Below are 18312 nucleotides of genomic sequence, written 5' to 3'. Positions count from 1 at the left end.
TTCCTCTCTAGTCAAATAATAGCGGCGCACGCATCCATATTGCGGCTTCATTCGGCAACAGCGTTACCAAGTCTGTGCCGCTCACTATCTCTCGGCGGCTCGATAATATATTAATTGCTTGCCCATCCAGCAGCTCACTAGGATCAATCTGTATGCTCTGATTATCGTAATTCAAGGCTACGAGCGCTCTGGTATTGGTTTCTTTCAATGTTCTTACATATAAAATAAGATTGCCTCTGCGTTCCAGCACGTCATAATCCCCGAATTGAAATACATCCTGTGTATTGCGCAAGTGGAGAAGCTTTTTATAATAATGTAATAATGAATTCGGTTGATTGCTTTCGGACTCCACGTTTAATTGCTGATAATTTGGGCCCAGGCCAATCCATGGTGTTCCTGACGTAAACCCGCCATGTGGACTTGCGTTCCATTGCATTGGGGAGCGAGATGCATCTCTTCCCTTTGCATTCGCAATTTCCAGGGCTTCCATTGGAGTTGTCCCCCGCTGTAGTGCGATTTCATATGCCTTCAATCCTTGGATGTCCCGCATATCTTCCAGCTTATGGGCTACGAAATTCCGCATCCCAATCTCTTCACCGAAATATAAGAAAGGTACCCCTTTTGCGGTCAAGGCCAACGTTGCCATAAGGCGGGCCCGTTCTTCCTCAATCTCCGCGTCCCCTTCACCAAAACGCGAAATTACGCGGTCCATATCATGACTACCGAAGAATAACGTTGGAATCTGATCTGCACGGTGCATCTTCTCCATCGTCTTAAGCTCGGCGAACAAATTCTCTGGACTAAATTCCTTCTGGCTTCCCAGATTGAAATTAAAGACCACATCAAACTTACCCGTTCCGCTGTAACGCTTCAGCATGTCCATATCTTCAGAGCCGACTTCACCTACCATGAACATTCCGCTATGCGCATGAACAAACCTGCTAATTTCCTCGATGGCATCCATAATTCCATCTTGATTCTGATCATGTACATGCTTCTGCTCACCCGTTACTCCATCCATCGGGTTATCCGGGAATTGATCGGACACCGATAAGAAGTTGATAACATCTAACCGGAAGCCACTTATGCCTTTGCCCAGCCAATAAGCCATAACATCCTTCATCGCTTCTTTAACTTCGGGATTTGCCCAGTTCAAATCGACCTGTTCTTTCGCAAACCCATGATAGTAATACTGTTCTGTTGCAGCATCCCATTCCCACGCGGTTCCACCAAAAAACGATTCCCAGTTATTAGGTACGCCGCCGTTCACAGCGTCCTTCCAAATGTACCAATCCCGCTTCGGGTTCGTCCTTGAAGATCGCGATTCCTTGAACCATGCATGCTCTGAAGACGTATGATTCAGGACAAGATCGGCAATCACGCTGATCCCGCGAGCCTTCGCTTCCTGAATAAACCGTTCGAAATCTTCCATCGTTCCAAAGTCTGGATCAATCTGACAATAATCTGCAATGTCATACCCGTTATCTACTTTAGGAGACTTATAGAACGGCGTTAGCCAAATCCCCCCGATGCCAAGTTCCCGCAAATAATCCAGCTTGGAAGTAAGACCTTCGAAATCACCAATCCCATCCCCATTGCTATCACAGAAGCTTGGCATATACACTTCATAGAATACCGTCCCTTTCCACCACGGCTGTTCCAACCGATACCCCTCCTGTGCAGACCTATTTCAAGTTAAATTGCATGCCTTCCTGGAACTTCTTGCCGAAAATAATGAACAAAATAATGATTGGCAAGGTGAGCATCACTGCACCGGCATACATCGGACCCGGATACGATTGATACGGACCAAACATCTGAGATAATAAAACGTTCAATGTTAGCATGCCGTCACTTCGGACGACGATCATATCCCATAGGAGCTCTGTCCAACGTTCCATTAGCAGGAATAGGAATACAACGGTCGTAATGGACTTCGACATCGGCATCATAATCTTATACAGGATTTTGAAATCGGATGCCCCATCCAGCTTGGCGGCTTCAATGAAGGCGTCGGGCACCGCCTTAAAGAAGTTGGTGTACATGAAGATCCCCCATAAACTCATCGCCTTGGGAATAATGAGCGCCCAATACGTATCGAACAGTCCTACTTTTTGAATAATCAAAAAGTTAGGGATGATCAGAATGATTGCCGGGAAGAACATATGAAACAACACAAAGTTGTTAATAGAGTCTCTCCCGCGGAATTTCAGCTTCGCCAACGCATAAGCTACCATAATCGCGAACATCATCATTAAGGCTGTAGATACCAAAGAAACGAACACACTGTTAAAGAAGGCGTGAATCCATGGTCTTGTAATCCCGGTCTCACCACCTGTAAAGAGCCATTGATACGAGCGCAGCGTAAATTTCGTCGGTATCAGCTTCCGGTCTACCTGTGACCAATCTGCAAGTGAATTCAATACCATATATAAATAGGGGAATACCATAATCACAAGCAGTACGATCGCAATCAGATAGCGGATCGACAGCCGGAGCTTGATGTTTGAATTAGACCCAACCATTGCGCTTACCCCACATTTCCAGAATTTTTCGGATTACGAATATAGATATAAATGTCGCAACCGCAGCCATAATCGCGATAGCTGACGCGTAACCTGCCTGCAGGTTCTTAAATGCTTGACTGTATATTTCCATTTGCCATGTATTCGTTGCGTAGTTTGGTCCGCCGCCTGTTAATTGGTAGACCTCAGTAAAGATACCGAATGTTGCACCGAAGGATAAAATTAAGGTTGTATAAATCGCAGGGTAAAGCAAAGGCAACGTAATCTTCCAGAACCTTTGGCTGTCCTTCACGCCATCAATTGCCGCTGCTTCATATACTTCCTGATCAATGCTTTCTAAACCTGAAGTAAGAATTAACGCATAGTAACCGGTAAATTTCCAAGCCATAATCATCGCAACGACGAACAATGCCGAGAAAGATCCGCCGAGCCAGTCAATATCAAGACCTAACCGTTCCCTTAGAAACGTCTGAACAGGACTTGTATGTGACAAAAAGCCTTTAACAATAAGGGATGCAACAACCCCTGAGGATAGGTAAGGCAAGAAGAATCCAATAAGAAATACCGTTTTTAATTTAGGTAAGCCTTTTACAATTACCGCTACAAAAAGCGACATGGCTGTGACAATCGGTACAAATACGATCATAAATTTGTACGTTACCCAAAATGCCGATCTTACCCCTGGTGTGCCTAATGCTTTGGTAAAGTTTTTGAATCCAACAAAATCATAAGTTGGTGAAATCAAGTCCCAGTTAGTAAAAGACAAATATAAAGACCAGATAAGCGGGCCCAAGAAAAACACAGTCGAAAAAATAAGGTAAGGGCTGGCAAAAAGCCAGCCTAACCGATTATTATTTTTTTCAATCATTATTGAAGTTCCCCTTCAATCGCCTTCTTCATATTGTCCCAACCCGTTTTTGGATCAATCTCACCACGAACGATTTTGTTAAAGGCCTCTTGACCAATAAAGGTTTGCAATTCGTTGAATTTCGGATTGTCCATGGATGGAACAGCATTCGGGATTGCTTTTGCATACTCTTGCAATACAGGCGTTTTTTCAAATACTGGTTTAAATACTTCATTTGTACCTACATCATCACGTGCTGGAGGCAAGTTAGTTTCTTGGAAAAAGGCAACATCATTTTTGTCATCCGAGTAAACCCACTTGATGAATTCTATTGCAGCAGCTTGTTGCTCTGGACTTGCCGAAGCATAGATAACAATTCCTTTAGCATCCGCAAATGTTTTTGCATTCGCTGGATCCATACCGTCAGGAACAGGAGGCAATGTTACTTCAAAGTTTTCCTTGTACTGAAGCTCTGGATATTTCTCAGCCCATGTGCTGAATGTCCAAGGTCCTACATCCGTAAATACGCCCACTCCATTTTCAAAAGGTTCTGTTACATTCTGAGACAACAGCCCTTTCTCCTTACGAAGATTGTCCACGAAAGAAAGAACGTCTACACCAGCTTTTTCATCGCCAACAAATTGGCTTCCTTCAATGAATTTGTTGCCATCTGAAGCTGCATTGTACAGCATAAAGAAGTCGAACCATCTTTTCCAAGAGGTAGGGTCTGCTAAGTCAGGTTTCGCCCAAAGATATTTATCCGGGTATTTCGCTTTTAATTTTTTCGTTGCCTCAATCACTTCGCTGTATGTTCTCGGAACTTCGTTCACACCAGCTTCTTTCAAAATATCCGTTCTCCATCCGAACAACATTGCATTGGAGTAGATTGGAAGAACATATTGATGACCATCGGCAAATTCCCAAGGCTCAATCGTTTTGGTCATATTACGTTTTGTCACAATATCATTGAAGCCAGCAATCGTATCCAATGGAACTAACGCTTTGCTGTTCGCAAGTTGTGCTGCAAAACCACGGCTAATATTCTCAGTCATCGTCGGAGCGCTTCCACCCGCGATTGCGGCTTGGATACTTGCCTCAGAAGTAGGGGACTCCTTGATCGCACTTACGTTAATTTTCACCTTAGGGTTAACAGTCTCATACTCTTTGGCGATTTTCTGCCAATATGCTTGTTGAGTCGGGTTAGGTGCAGCCCAGAACTCAATAGTTGTTACTCCATCAGCTGAAGTGCCTGAACTACCGCTCTTTGAACCACAACCGGCAAGAATCGTGAATACAAGCGTAAGTGCAAGCATTACTGAAAGCTTCTTCTTCATAAAATAAACCCTCCCTGAGTATCGATGCACATCAGTGCAGCATTTTGTAATTCCTAGATATAATTTTGTAACGTTACAAAATTTAATAAATATATACCTGTAAGTAACTTTGTAAGCGTTACAATTGCTATTATTATAGTTTTTAGCGAAAATGTCAACCTGTTATTCGAGTGTTAATGAAAAAGACACAATTAATTACATTACAAATTACCTTTACTTATATAGTTTGTAATGTTAAAATAATTTATAGTTGTAATGTAGTTTTACAGCATAATCTTTAGTATTATGAGAGACAGTATGGAAGAATATTCATTACACTTCTAATTAGAAAGGACGTATCTTCGCATGAAGGTGAAGGTGACAATGCAAGATATCGCCGATCGATTGAATATATCGAAGAACTCTGTTTCTCAGGCTCTTTCCGGTAAAGACGGTGTGAGTGAGGAAACGAGACAATTAATTATCGATACTGCGAATGAAATGGGTTACACCTATTCGCGAGGGCGCAAAAGCACAGAAGAAGAAGCTGGAACCTTTGTCATTTTGGCATCAGAATTTGCATTTTCCAAACGTAATTTTTTTGGAGAAATTTATTTGAGTATTGAGAAGGAAGCAGCGAAGCGGAATAAGCGTATGGTTATTCAATCGATTGATCATCACGCTTCCGAACAATTGATTCTGCCTCCTATATTATTTGATCCTTCTGTAGAAGGAATCTTGATTTTGTCCCATATTACGACCCCGTATATTCAAGCAGTGACGGGCACAGGGATTCCCACCGTGTTAATTGATCATCATCACCCTGATCTTAAGGCCGATAGTATTCTCACCAATAATCGTTATGCCGCTTATACAGCGGTGCAGCATTTAATTGGATTGGGACATACCCGTATTGGATTCATCGGCAATATTCAATTCTCACCAAGCTATTACGAGCGTTTAGAAGGTTATCGCCTGGCTCTATACCAATCTGCCATTGAATACAACCCATTATGGGTGTTCGATCATGCCATTGAAGAAATGGATGATGTGTTCAACGCTGTACAAAAGTTGGATGAGCAGCCTACGGCTTGGTTCTGTGTCAATGACGGCTTGGGGTTCTTGATCAATTCCGTGATGTACAAGCTTGGGTATCAGATCCCCCAAGATGTATCTATTGTGAGCTTTGATAATGGACAGTTATCACGGATAACAACTCCTTTGACTACAACGATGGATGTAGATTTTTCTTACTTTGGACGAAAAGCTATAGAACAGCTCTTCTGGCGCATCGATCATCCCGAGGAGCCTTTCATAGAAATTCTCCTTCCTACCCATCTGATCATTAGGGAATCCACACAACATCCAATACATAATCAGTTCTTATAGACAGGAATGTTGTATGGAGAATAATATACGCACATCACAAAAAGGGAGAGTCCCACAAGCCATGAAACGGCTGTGGAACTCTCCCTTTATTTTCAGATTAGGATGTATGTTGACGCTCGTTGTGGTCACTACGTGAATGAACCGTTGTTCCATTCATCTACTACCAATACCCGCGGATTCCGGTCTGCATACGGATCAGTGCTTCCAAATAATAATAGTCTCCCCAAATCATGTGACCATCCGGCACACGTCCACCTCTGACATGATAAGAACCATGCTTTAGAAGCCCCTCCGCCTCCGGATTTCCAGAGGTCGCATAATGTCCCACCAAGGATTTCATGCTGCGGAGTAAGGCATCTTCATAAATAGCGCGATCCGGGTCATCTGCATCTAGAAGATCCAGCAGCTCTATTAGACCGGAAGCCGCAATGGCCGAAGCCGAGCTGTCGCGAGGCGTACCCGCTTCCACTGGCACATCAAAATCCCAATACGCCACATTATCCTCTGGAAGATGGCTGATAAAGTAATGGGCCAGACTTTTAGAGGTATTAAGAAAGTCTTCCTCTCGTGTATAACGATAAGCTAGAGCAAATCCATATATTCCCCAGGCTTGCCCCCGTGTCCAAGTCGACCCATCCTCATAGCCTTGATGTGTTCCTCCACGAATTGCATTTCCAGTGACCGGATCAAAATAAAACGTATGGTAAGAGGAAGCATCGCCGCGCACAAGAAATTTCTGACTCTTTAGCGCATGCTGGAGAGCTATATCATAATAGCGATTGTCCCCCGTTTCCTCTGTCGCCCAGAACAGCAGCGGCAAATTCATCAAGCAATCAATAATAATTCGTCCCGCATTTTCCGGGTCATTCTCCAAGCCCCATGCCTGAAGAATCCCGGCTGGTTCACGCCAGCGCTTGCATAGCGTATCCGCAGCTTGTAGACCGACAGCCCGTGCCGCTTCGCTGCCTGTTATTTTCCACTCCGCTACAGCAGTAAGTGAATATAAGAAACCTATATCATGATGATCCAGCGCAATATGATGATCCAAACGATGCTTGAAGTCACCTAACCAATAGGCTGCCGCCTCCTTATAGCTTGGATCTTTGCTATATTCATAAGCAAGCCACATCATCCCTACATAAAATCCTTCTATCCAATCATCATTGTCTCCCCATTCGTACTGTTGTCCCTCTGCTATATGAGGCAGTTTGCCCGGATGGTTAGCAATATTTCTCTTAATTTTGTGAATCGCATCCTCAATCGCCTTATTCCACATCTTTGTTTCTCCTTTCCGATAAGTCAGCAGTATAGAGCAGTTCACCGTTACAGGAATCGTATACAGAAATCCTTCCATCCGAATGCTGCTTAATAATTGGTGGCAAAGCTAGTGCTGACTGGTTCTCTGGCGTATTCGTTGCTCCGAAGACAGCAGACATCAATACCTGATCTCCGGGCTCCAATCGAGTACACAAGCTAGGAAGAAGTGTCCGCGGCTTCAGCAGGTTGGTATTGGGTTCAGGATACACGCACTCTGCCCGGTCAAAGCCGTTTAGCATATGTATAGCACTTATTCCCCAAGGCATTTGCACGGAAACGGCCGTGTTAGTTACATTAATGATTTCCCGTTCACTACGTGAGAAGCCAGCAGACTGGCCAATAGCAAATCCACCTTCTGCTAGATCTAGATGCCGGGCACTATGAATGCTGTGAATACGGACATGCCATAAACCTGCCGGAATAATCCATGTCTCCACTTGTACATCACTCCAGGGATGCCAGCGGGAATATACATAACGCTCTCCAATTTCCCACATTTCACAAAATCTGCGTACCCGGTAATGTTCATCGCATTCGCACAGTGCCAGCGTAGAGTCGTAAGCGCCTTGAACCAACCCGTAACCCGCCTTCGGTACACTAAAGCCGAACAGCGTAGAGTAAGCAAACTTGGAATATTTAGCTGCGCTATGGGCCATATCAAAGTTCGCCATCTGACCAGAGGTATAGGCAATAACATGCTTATTTCCTTCCGGACGACTCACCAGCATACGCGCCTCTTGGAGAGCCCGTAGCTCTTTCAATTCAGGTAGCGGCTCTTCCTCTGCCTGCCAGAAAGGATGATCGTCCGGCAAGGCTAGAATGAGATTAGCTTTAAAGGCCCAATACGGTGATCCGGGGGCATTGTAGTTCTCCGTCATTACCAGATTCGGGTAAGCATATCCGATACTTAGTAATCCGTCTATTCCCACAATAGGCTTCTCAAACCACCAACGAAAATGGCGCATTATAATTCCTTTGAGAACGCCATATGAGAAAGGAAGCACCTCGGCATACACCAGCGCACTCCAGAAAGAGACCTGTGCAAAACGATAGGTCAGACTACGTCCGAAAGGAATCGCACTTCCGTCCTCAGCAAACCAATACATAAAATCCTTGGCAAATTGTGCGGATCTTTCCCGGTAAACTGCAGCCCTCTGAGGATCATCCTCCGCCATCAATTTAGCATATATCAGCGTATAATAATGCATAGCAAAAGCAATATAATAGTCTCTCTGATCGGTCAGCCCATCGGAATACCATCCATCACTCAAGTAGTAGGTGTCAATCTTCTCCAGATAATCATCCATGATCTCTTGATCGTAGGGCAATCCGACTTTCTTAAAGCCCACATTGACAAGAACCGTGAACATCAGCCAGTTATTCGGATTCGAGCGATCCACATGATTGATCTGGTTCAACCAGTTATATACCTGCATTTTCTGAACATCACTCAATGGTTCCCACAGCTTATGCGGCGCAAGAGCAAGCCCCAGTCCCAGGACGGCTTGTTCCACCATACGCTGGTCTTTGGTCGAGAATTCACCCCAATATTCTTCATGCTCCGGGTCAGTCCCGTTAATGATCCCCTCTAGAAACATCGGCCAGAGCGCACTTTCTCCTCCACCGCTGGCATGGGGAACAAGCCCCCATAAAGGACGGGCAAAGGCTTCCATAAGCGCAGTCGCTTCATTATATATAGATCCTGTAGCTCCCATCTCGATTCCTGCATGACCAGCAGTAAATCGTTGCTCTAGCGGAGCATACAGATCATTTAAGAACAGCTGTAATTCATTTTTAGTACCCTTCAGTTCCACAGTAATGGTCCCTCCCAATCCAAACTCAATGCCAAGCCGCATATTCACTAGGCCGCATGCCCATTTCTCGCTTAAACAGCTTGATGAAATAACTTTTGTTCGCATATCCCAGATATTCGGAAATCTCTTCTACAGTCTTTCCAGACTGATTAAGCAGTTCTTTTGCCTTCTGAAGCTTTAGCATATTTACATATTCAATGAAATTCTGGTTCGTTTCCCTTTTGAAGAGGCGACTGAAATAGCTGGCATTCAAGTTCAAGCGTCCTGCCATGTCCTCTAGCGTTATTTTCTCCGTTACATGACTAATCACGAACTGCTGGGCTTTGATGACCTCACTCCGTTTGGACTTGATGGAGAACATACTTATTTTCCGTGCTAATTCCTCCAAGTACTGAACCAGCCAATCTTCCAAATGCTCCAGGGTTTCAATGTCACCCACCACATTAAACAGCTTCTCTTCAGCCATAGGCAATGGAGATTGCAACAGCTGTTTCGTCTTCATTTGCAAGTCCATCAGCAAGCGGAGCACACATTCCTTAACTTCATTGGGATGGAACTTTTGCGAGGCCACCCATTCTCTCCATTCCTTGATATGAACACGAAGCTCTATTTCCCTGTTCAAGGCAATATCATCATTGATAACAGCGTAAATGCTTCCATATTGGGCATAAATATCTTCCTTTGAAAAGCAAATCTCTTCAAAACGGTGAATTCCTGCTGTTGGCAGATAAAAGCGTTGGGTCTTCTCCCTTAGCATCCGCTGTAATGTCCCACGAATTTCTTCAGGACTGCGCGCCTCAGCGCCAAATAGGCAGGAGACAGACAGCTTAAGATATTTTTGCACGGCTGCAGCTGCATTTTGCATTGAATGATAGATCACTTGGTGGTCTTTAGAAGGCTTGTCACTGCAAAAAAGAATGACAATTTCCTTATGACTATATCTCGAAATAAACAGACTGTGATCAGCCTCAAGCACTTCCTGCATGATATTCTCAACTGCAAAAGAAATCGTATATTCACTCATTCGGCGTACCCTCGAAACTTCCTCAGGGCGGTTAATCACAATAAGCACCGGAATATAGTTCTTAGCATGGATCATAATTCCGTTTGACCGGGCTTGCTCGATCCAAGCCTCCTTGTCCCAGGACTGGTACAAGGTATCTTTTAGAAACTTTTCCTTCAGCGCGGCGCGGTTTTGAGACTGTTTTTGCTTATATACCAGCATCTCCGTATGCCGCTGCCTGTTCAGGCCCACTTCCGTTACAAGGGTTCTAAGGGCATGCTGCAGCTGATCGATATCCAGAGATTCCTTTAAAATATATTCCCCCACGTTAAGCTTAAGTGCCTGCTGAGCGTACTTGAATTCGTTGTGGCAGGAGAGAATGATCGCACGGATTCCAGGGTTCACCGCTCTGAATTTCTCAAGCATCTCTAGTCCGTTCATCTTGGGCATTCCAATATCGGTAATAATCAGATCCGGTGGATTCTGCTGTGCTTTTTCCCAAGCCTCGAGACCGCTATAATAACACCCTATGAGTTCAATCCCGAGCTCACTCCAAGGCACAGCCTGCGACAAATAACGGATCACCGGATAGTCATCATCCACCAAAATTGCCGTCAGCATTCACCACACCCACCTTTCCATCATCCAGAGGAAACTCCAAACAAATTTCCGTCCCTACATCAGGTTCGCTTTGAATATTCAGCTTGAAAGCAGCGCCGTAAATCATACTGAGGCGTTGGGCCACATTGCGTAAGCCTATGCCGGAGAACCCTCTTCTGTCCTCATCTGCAATTTGCTCGCTGCTGTATGCGGTTTCACGAAGTCTTGTTAAATTCTCCGCTGACATGCCGATGCCATTATCCTTAATCGTGATAACCAGCATTCCCGAAGTTGCCACAATATGAGCTTCAATAAAGATCTCACCACCAAATTGCTCGAAACCATGGATGATCGCATTCTCGATCATAGGCTGAATCATAAACCGAGGCACCAGTGCTTCAGCAGTTCCATCTGCTAAATCCATTTCCAGCCTGACCTGATTGGCATGGCGAAAATTCATCAAAGTCACATAATGAGATATCGTATCTGTCTCCTCACGAAGCGGGATAAACTCATTGTCTCTGTTAAAGGTCATACGGAGCAAAGACGACAACGAACCAATCAACTCGGCGTTCTCCTTGTCTCCTTGCATCAGAATATTTAACCGGATCGAATTCAACAGATTAAACATAAAGTGCGGATTGATCTGTGCCTGCAGCATTTCCAGTTCAGCTTTTCTTTTTCCTGTTTGCTCATAGGTGATCTGTTCAATCATGGACTCGATTCGATCTAGCATTTGGTCAATGGTACGGGCCAGCTGTGCCGCCTCATTATTCCCACGAATTAGTGAACGTTCATCCAATTGACCACGGCCTATTCGCTTTACAAAAGCACTTAATTTCACGATGGGCTGAGTCAGCTTAGAGATTAGAACAGTTAAGAGAACGGAAAACAAGGTAAAGAATAGAATTTGCACGGCTAAGCTGATAAATAAAATCTGCTTATTCTTCGATAAGGCATCCTTCAATGGAATAATGCTTACCATCCGCCATTTGTTACTGCTCAGTTCCTGGTCTACATATAAGAATTTCTCCCCGTTAATTTCGACAGTATCAAGCTCGCCATCCTTTTTCCGCCACGTCATCGTTTCACCTATTCGGGCCTTGTCAGCATGCGAGACTACAGTTCCCTTGTCATCCAAAAGCATCATCTCTTTGCCATTGTCATTGTTCAGGTAAGGGCGGAGTTTGCGCTCATTGATGTTGATAATCATATATCCGATCGTGCTGCTGGAGGTTGATTGAATGGGTCTTGCAATGGTTACCCAATCCACTGAACTCTTATCCGAGTAATTATAGTAAGTATCGTGTTCCGCTTTCCAATAGGTCGAGATCGGTTGAATTTTTTTCAGAAGCGACATCCACTGCTCGTTATAAAAGGTTGAAGGATTAAAGTCACTATAAGGATAGCTGGTATAAATAAATCCATTCTTTCCGATTAGCGTTACTTTCAAATATTCTGTCAGAACGAACATATCATCCAGCATCCGTGACATACGGTTATACTGGATGATATGCTTCGCTGAACGGAGTGTCTCTGGATCAGCAGACATCATCTGCCTAATTTCGCTGTTCTGAAGCACAAAATTGGACTGCTCCAGCGTTTGTTCAAAAATGGCATTCATATTGGCACTGGACGCATTGAGAGACTCTCTTGCGCTGCCAACGGCCTTCTCCAAAATCAGATCCCGGGTTAAGTAATCTGTAACCATGTAAATGCAGACTAGCGGGATCAGTACGCAGATCATTGAAGACCAGACAAGTTTCATTCGAAGTGATTGATGCTTTCTAAACACGGATGACAGGCCCCATATCTGTTTTAAATTTGGAGCAGGAGGCAGAAATGCTTTCCTGCCCCCACATTATAAGCCCCCTTGGGGAAGCGTACAATCAGTCTCCGCCTACTTTCCGCTGTTGTTCTGAACGACCTCCGAAATTTTCTTATCGATATTGGTAACAGTGACATCCAGATCCTGTTGGCCAAGGAGATACATCTCCGCTTCTGGAATAACGTTGTTCTTAGCTTCATCCGCATATTTAGCCGGAACTTGCGTCGCACCAGGATTCGAGTTCTCCATTGTAAATTTCAATGAATCAACATCTATCTTAGATGGATCCTTAGAACCACTTACAATCGTATCGACCAATTTGTTCGTGTCCGATTTCGCCCAGCCAGAGAAGACACGTCCGCCGATTTCCAGCCCTTCTGAGGTATACCAGCGTACAAAGGTGTAAGCAGCTTCCTTATGCTTGGATTTAGCAGCTATCCCCATATAGGTTGGCTGAACAGGTGAGTAATGTTTGCTCTCACTATCCAGTCGAGGGATCGGCGCAAACGCGGTAACGAAAGTTGCTGGAATGGCATCCGTTCCACCCGATTCCGCAACCATCCAGTCACCCATCGGAAGCATCGCTGCTAAACCGTTAAAATACTGATTCCGGTAGGCAAGCTTCTGCGAAATAATATCCTCGTAAGGAGTAGCACTCTTATCTTCGTACATCATTTTCTTCATCATCTGCAGATTAGCCTTAAATTGCGGGTCCAGGGCATTGGAGGTTCCGTCAGATTTCAGGAAAGTATTATCCTCTGGTTTACTCATTAGCTGGAGCTGGAAATAATCCGGCCAATTATGCAGATATGCGCCAAAACGCTTCGTTGCACCCTCACCCTTAGTCAATTTCTTGGCATACTCTTCGAAATCCGCCCAAGTCCAGTCGGTCGGAACCGGCAGGCCCGCCTCATCTAGCATTTCTTTGTTAAGAAGCACGAACCAGCGCTGCATAGATGACGGTAACGCATAGACTTTGCCATTGACCGTAGTATCCACTAGATATTCATCGGAGAGCTTATACCCTTCTTTCTGAATATATTCGTCCATCGGTGCTAACACACCGATATCTGCGCGCTGCGAATAGTTGGTATACGGCAATTCGACAATATCCAGCGGGTCACTTGCAGCGGCCATCAAATCCAGCTTCTGCATGGAGGCAACAGAGTCGCCTTTTTCATTTAGCAGATCCACTTCTACATGAATGTCGGGATGCGCCTTCTCAAACTCTGCGATAATCGTGCTCCACTTCGCTTTAGCTTCTGTCTGCCAGGTGCTCAGCTTCAGCGTAACCTTCTCTGCTGCAGGCTCCTTATTTCCACCAGTGTCAGGCGCATTTGTCGCTCCTGCATTATTTGTTTTCGCATTTCCACCGCATGCGGTGAGTGACAACGCCATTGATGAGATCATAAGCACGGATAATAATTTCTTTTTCATATAGACCCTCCTATAAATGTGTTGGGCATACCTCGTCTTACAGCTAGTGCTATGTAACTGCTTACAAGAACATCCTAACATGCAGGATAGATGAGGAAAGTTCTCATATTCTACCGAAGAGAAACTATTTTGACTTTTATTATCCTTTCACACCGCCGAGGGCAATCCCCTCAATAACCTGCTTCTGACCAAGAGCAAAAATAATCAGCAGCGGCAGTATTGCGGACACCGCACCAGCCATCATAAGGGAATAGACATCCCCGTATTGGTCCCCAAACAACCTAATACCTAACTGAATAGTAAACAGTTCTTTAGACTTCAAAAAAATGAGTGGATACTGATAGTCGTTCCAGGTCCAGATAAAACGTAGAATAGCATAAGTAGCAACAGCAGGACGGATCAGCGGAAAGGCAATTTGTAGAAACGAACGAAAATGACCTGCTCCATCTATCCGCGCGGATTCAAGATACTCGTTGTTTACCCCCATAAAAAATTGCTTGAGCATAAACGCACCAATAATACTAAAACTGTTAATTAAGATCAACCCTAAATGTGTATCAATCAGATTCAACCAGTTAAACAGCAGAAACTGCGGAACCAGCGAAGCCTGTGGAGGAACCATGTAAAGGGCCAATACAACTATAAACATTGCATCTCTACCCGGAAAACGCAGCTTGGAGAACCCGTAAGCCGCCAATGCGCATATCAGCACATTAATTATAGTCGTAGCCAACGTAATATAAATGGAATTTCCGTAATAACGAGCGAAATCACCGGACCAAACCTGTTTGTAATTTTCAATAAGATTCCACTGCTGAGGCAACCATTCTATTGGAAAATTAAACACATCTTTCTCCAGTTTAAAGGAAGTGGATAACATCCATAGAAAGGGTAAAAGAAATGCGATACCTAGCAGTCCCATTGCGATTGTCCAGATGGTTCTGGATAGAAGCTCTTTTCTCACTGTAATTTCTCCTTTCCGCCTTTAATAATTGACCCATTTTTTTTGCGCTAACATCTGCAGGGCTGTAATGATCAGGCAGATGAGGAACAGGACAAGTGCCATGCTAGAAGCATAACCCGTCTTCAATTGATTGAAGGCAGTGTCATACAGCTCATAGACAATAACGGTCGTGGAGTTAGCCGGTCCGCCCTGTGTCAGTACTTGTATGAGATCAAAGATTTTAAAGGAGCCGATGACCCCTGTAACCAGCAGGAAAAAGGTAGTTGGCGAAATGCAGGGAACCGTGATGTTGCGGAATTTCCGCCAGACATTGGCACCGTCAATATCAGCCGCTTCATAAAGATCCTTCGGAATACTCTGTAAACCCGCGATAAAAATAATAATGTTGTACCCGAGCTGAATCCAAATCTGGATCATCATCAGCGACGGCAGCGCATAATGGATATCAGCCAGCCATTTGGGTGGAGAATCCCATCCCAGCGACATCAGAAATTGATTGACAGGCCCTAGGGAAGGATGAAACATAACCTGCCAAACCATAGCGATGGCAACTACACTGGAAATGTAGGGAAGGAAGTAAATCACTTTAAATAAATCCTTCAGGAAAACCTGTTTATCAATCAGGATAGCTAACAGCAGAGCAACGATGATCGTAACCGGTACTGTAATAATAAAGAGCAAATTGTTCAGCAAGCTTTTCATAAAGGCATCATCATGAAACAGCCTTATGAAATTATCGAAACCCGCGAACTTAATCCCCCCTAGACCAGCTACAAAGTTCCAGTTCGTGAAGCTTAATAATAGTGAACCCAGGACCGGGATCAAGGTCAAGATGATCAGCCCCAACATCAGTGGAGTGACGAATAAATACCCAGCGATCGCTTCGCGCGTATCCATTTTAAGATGAAATTTACGTATCATAGTTCTCCTCCTTTACTTATCCCTAATTGTAGAAAAAGTAAGCATTGATCATAAGAACTATAATTGTTCATTTTGGAACTAATTTTACCGATCCTTCGGTCATGAAACCTTCTAGATAACCAAGTATAAACACCTTTAGCGTCCTTATAAGGACGCCAAAGGTGTTTATACGAGAAATATAAGACATAAAGTATATTGTAAAACTTATACTTTCTTATATTTGCAAAAAAGCGCGAGCCACGCTCCCGCCATCCACTATATTTCTATGCTTTTACGTAAAGCAAAGCTTTTGTTACACCGACGCAACCTCTACAATATCTTTTCCATCCCCACCCGTGCTTTTAAGCTTTTTACTAAAAATAATAAACAAGATGACACCCATCAAGCTCGTTATAACTTCTGTTATGGTCATTGACCAGATCACGCCATGAAGTCCAAAGACAGAATGTAACACGATAATCATAGGGATAAACAATACGCCTTGTGTGATGGCCATAATGTTAGTTGGTATCCCCTGTCCAGTCGCTTGAAAAACACTCATAAACAAACCTGTAAAACCATTAAATAAAGCAGAGATTAACATGGCTACCAAAATATAAGTTCCCATACTTAACACGGAAGGGTCATTAGAGAAGAAATGCAAGATCGTTCCTCTAAACAAAAACACTAGACCTACAAAGACAAATGCAATGCCTCCGATATAGGCAAAAGCATGTTTAATCGTTGATTTAAGTCTCGCCATATTTTGACTAGCAAAGTTAAATGCAAATAGTGGAATCAAACCTAAGAATAAGCCCATGGATAAAAATTCCGGAACTTGCACAATTCTTAAGGCCACACCAAATCCAGCAACCACATTCTCTCCATATTGAATTGCGAAGTTATTTAACAAAAGCGTGCTCACAATCACAAAACTAAATTGCAATAACTCCGATACTCCTATTTTGTATACTTCTAATTGATCTCGTACAGATATCTTGAAATGCTTCAAAAATCCCCTTAAATGCTCACTTTTCGTTTCTAAAAAATACACATAATAAATCGCGGAACCCACATTCGCTAAAACCATCGCCAACGCAGCACCTGCCACATGCCACTTCAGCACAAGAATAAAGAGTGGATCAAAAATTAAACTTAAAGCCGTACTGATGAAGATCCCGTACATCGATTCTTTGGAGGCACCTTCGGAACGGACTAGCTGTTCCAAGGCAAAATTAAGCACAATGGCGAATCCACCGGCAAAAAGAGTCAAAGCATAAGCCTTAGTAAAGGCTAGAGTAGCAGCATCTGCGCCTAGTAATCGCGTAATTGGATCCATCGCTAACATCGCTAGTAGAGCAATAAGAATACCAACCATAATGCTTCCATAAAAAGTGTATCCGGCAACCTTCTTCCCCTTCTCCGTATCCTTTTGCCCCGCTAGCCTTGTAATAAATGTTCCTCCACCAACGCCAAGCATATTCCCAAAGGCCATTAAGACTGTGAAAATGGGTAGACCCAGCGTAATGGCAGTCAGCATACTAGTATTGTGGAGTAACCCAATGAAATAAGCATTGATTACATTATAGATGGTACCTACAGACATCCCGATCATCATAGGAATGGATAAATGAGCTATTGCCTTCTTGATCGGCGCCGATTCTAAATAATATTGATTGGAGACTTCGGTTTCCATGATTAATCCTCCGAACGTTTATAGACTTGAATTAACTTTTTGTAGTAAAGACTTTAAGGTAGCTGTTTCTTCCGGACGGAGTGTTTTTGTAATGCTTGCTTCTACCTCAGAGAAAATCTCATTGAACTCCTCGACCAAAAGCGCACCCTTTTCCAAAACAAAAATACTCTTCTGCCGTTCATCATTCTCAGGTGTGACACGCTTGATATAGCCTTTCTTTTCTAACCCTTGAAGCATACTGGTGATACTCGCTCCTTTTCGATTAAAGACTTCCGCCAAATCCTTTTGGATCACACCTTTTTCTTGATGCTCAAAAATATAGCCAATCATGCGTCCTTGCTGAGAATTCAGCCCTAGCTCATTCAGCCTGGCATCAGCTGTACTTTTTAGTTTCATCCCGATCTCTCGAATCAAATTAGAAAATGGTGTGTTTTCAACGGGTTTTCTCATTGTTATTTCCTCCGCATTCGCATTAGTTAGAACTCTAAGTAACATCATTATCATAATAGTTAGAACCCTAACTGTCAAGGTTCTAACTAAATGAGTTCACTTTAATTTTTTTCCAACAAGGTGAGTACGTGACTATGGTGAATGTTTGGACTTCCGGCCGCTGTTGTCCCCAAATTTCCGGATTGTATACCGCTCCACAGTTGAAATCCGGTGACAAAGGCGGTCACTA

General features: G+C 43.8%; 14 protein-coding genes. 1 reads left to right on the top strand and 13 read right to left on the bottom strand.

The window, feature by feature from the left end; translation table 11 throughout:
• Window positions 1-7 precede the first annotated feature (7 nt).
• The 4 genes from CA598_RS14410 to CA598_RS14395 are packed head-to-tail and all read right to left on the bottom strand — an operon-like array spanning window position 8 to window position 4706.
• Window positions 8-1663, bottom strand: a complete 1656-nt coding sequence (locus CA598_RS14410; protein ID WP_256990508.1) for an alpha-glucosidase — start codon at window positions 1661-1663, stop codon at window positions 8-10.
• A 22-nt stretch (window positions 1664-1685) separates the two neighbouring features.
• Window positions 1686-2525: a carbohydrate ABC transporter permease gene (locus tag CA598_RS14405; RefSeq protein ID WP_076284699.1), complete on the bottom strand. Its 840-nt coding sequence runs from the start codon at window positions 2523-2525 to the stop codon at window positions 1686-1688.
• Window positions 2512-3390 carry a carbohydrate ABC transporter permease gene (locus CA598_RS14400; RefSeq protein ID WP_179283670.1) on the bottom strand — a complete coding sequence of 293 codons (879 nt, stop codon included), beginning with the start codon at window positions 3388-3390 and terminating at the stop codon, window positions 2512-2514. The genes CA598_RS14405 and CA598_RS14400 overlap by 14 nt, the downstream gene beginning before the upstream one ends.
• A gap of 2 nt (window positions 3391-3392) precedes the next feature.
• Window positions 3393-4706: an extracellular solute-binding protein gene (locus tag CA598_RS14395; RefSeq protein WP_094876941.1), complete on the bottom strand. Its 1314-nt coding sequence runs from the start codon at window positions 4704-4706 to the stop codon at window positions 3393-3395.
• 363 nt (window positions 4707-5069) lie between these two features.
• Between CA598_RS14395 and CA598_RS14390 the strand changes: the two genes are divergently transcribed.
• Window positions 5070-6074 carry a LacI family DNA-binding transcriptional regulator gene (locus tag CA598_RS14390; RefSeq protein WP_373455826.1) on the top strand — a complete coding sequence of 335 codons (1005 nt, stop codon included), beginning with the start codon at window positions 5070-5072 and terminating at the stop codon, window positions 6072-6074.
• 160 nt (window positions 6075-6234) lie between these two features.
• Here CA598_RS14390 and CA598_RS14385 read toward each other — a convergent pair whose 3' ends face one another.
• The 9 genes from CA598_RS14385 to CA598_RS14345 form a co-directional block, all read right to left on the bottom strand.
• A complete protein-coding gene (locus tag CA598_RS14385) occupies window positions 6235-7350 on the bottom strand; it encodes a glycoside hydrolase family 88 protein (protein ID WP_094876939.1) in 1116 nt (371 codons plus the stop codon).
• Entirely contained in the window at window positions 7340-9205 is a 1866-nt protein-coding gene (locus CA598_RS14380; RefSeq protein ID WP_256990507.1) for a DUF2264 domain-containing protein, read from the bottom strand. The genes CA598_RS14385 and CA598_RS14380 overlap by 11 nt, the downstream gene beginning before the upstream one ends.
• Window positions 9206-9230: 25 nt before the next feature.
• Window positions 9231-10829, bottom strand: coding sequence for a response regulator transcription factor (locus CA598_RS14375; RefSeq protein ID WP_094869469.1), 1599 nt, complete (start codon window positions 10827-10829; stop codon window positions 9231-9233).
• Window positions 10804-12603, bottom strand: a complete 1800-nt coding sequence (locus CA598_RS14370; protein WP_256990506.1) for a cache domain-containing sensor histidine kinase — start codon at window positions 12601-12603, stop codon at window positions 10804-10806. Before CA598_RS14370 ends, CA598_RS14375 begins: the two co-directional genes overlap by 26 nt.
• Window positions 12604-12708: 105 nt before the next feature.
• Window positions 12709-14073 carry an ABC transporter substrate-binding protein gene (locus CA598_RS14365; protein WP_094869470.1) on the bottom strand — a complete coding sequence of 455 codons (1365 nt, stop codon included), beginning with the start codon at window positions 14071-14073 and terminating at the stop codon, window positions 12709-12711.
• 139 nt (window positions 14074-14212) lie between these two features.
• Entirely contained in the window at window positions 14213-14995 is a 783-nt protein-coding gene (locus CA598_RS14360) for a carbohydrate ABC transporter permease (protein WP_094869525.1), read from the bottom strand.
• A gap of 63 nt (window positions 14996-15058) precedes the next feature.
• Window positions 15059-15958 carry a carbohydrate ABC transporter permease gene (locus CA598_RS14355; RefSeq protein WP_094869471.1) on the bottom strand — a complete coding sequence of 300 codons (900 nt, stop codon included), beginning with the start codon at window positions 15956-15958 and terminating at the stop codon, window positions 15059-15061.
• A gap of 292 nt (window positions 15959-16250) precedes the next feature.
• Window positions 16251-17633 (bottom strand): MATE family efflux transporter, encoded by a 1383-nt coding sequence (locus CA598_RS14350; protein WP_094869472.1) that lies wholly within the window; start codon window positions 17631-17633, stop codon window positions 16251-16253.
• Window positions 17634-17651: 18 nt separating this feature from the next.
• Entirely contained in the window at window positions 17652-18083 is a 432-nt protein-coding gene (locus CA598_RS14345) for a MarR family winged helix-turn-helix transcriptional regulator (RefSeq protein ID WP_094869473.1), read from the bottom strand.
• Window positions 18084-18312 lie beyond the last annotated feature (229 nt).

Origin of the sequence: Paenibacillus sp. VTT E-133291, assembly GCF_002264395.1 — a bacterium.
Taxonomy (GTDB): domain Bacteria; phylum Bacillota; class Bacilli; order Paenibacillales; family Paenibacillaceae; genus Paenibacillus_AQ; species Paenibacillus_AQ nitricinens.
This window is presented reverse-complemented; position numbering and strand designations above follow the sequence as displayed.

Coding starts and splice junctions, on each gene's coding strand:
- CA598_RS14405 (WP_076284699.1), bottom strand. CDS start 2,525: ATGGTTGGGTCTAATTCAAACATCAAGCTCCGGCTGTCGATCCGCTAT.
- CA598_RS14395 (WP_094876941.1), bottom strand. CDS start 4,706: ATGAAGAAGAAGCTTTCAGTAATGCTTGCACTTACGCTTGTATTCACG.
- CA598_RS14390 (WP_373455826.1), top strand. CDS start 5,070: ATGCAAGATATCGCCGATCGATTGAATATATCGAAGAACTCTGTTTCT.
- CA598_RS14385 (WP_094876939.1), bottom strand. CDS start 7,350: ATGTGGAATAAGGCGATTGAGGATGCGATTCACAAAATTAAGAGAAAT.
- CA598_RS14375 (WP_094869469.1), bottom strand. CDS start 10,829: ATGCTGACGGCAATTTTGGTGGATGATGACTATCCGGTGATCCGTTAT.
- CA598_RS14365 (WP_094869470.1), bottom strand. CDS start 14,073: ATGAAAAAGAAATTATTATCCGTGCTTATGATCTCATCAATGGCGTTG.
- CA598_RS14360 (WP_094869525.1), bottom strand. CDS start 14,995: ATGGGACTGCTAGGTATCGCATTTCTTTTACCCTTTCTATGGATGTTA.
- CA598_RS14355 (WP_094869471.1), bottom strand. CDS start 15,958: ATGATACGTAAATTTCATCTTAAAATGGATACGCGCGAAGCGATCGCT.
- CA598_RS14350 (WP_094869472.1), bottom strand. CDS start 17,633: ATGGAAACCGAAGTCTCCAATCAATATTATTTAGAATCGGCGCCGATC.
- CA598_RS14345 (WP_094869473.1), bottom strand. CDS start 18,083: ATGAGAAAACCCGTTGAAAACACACCATTTTCTAATTTGATTCGAGAG.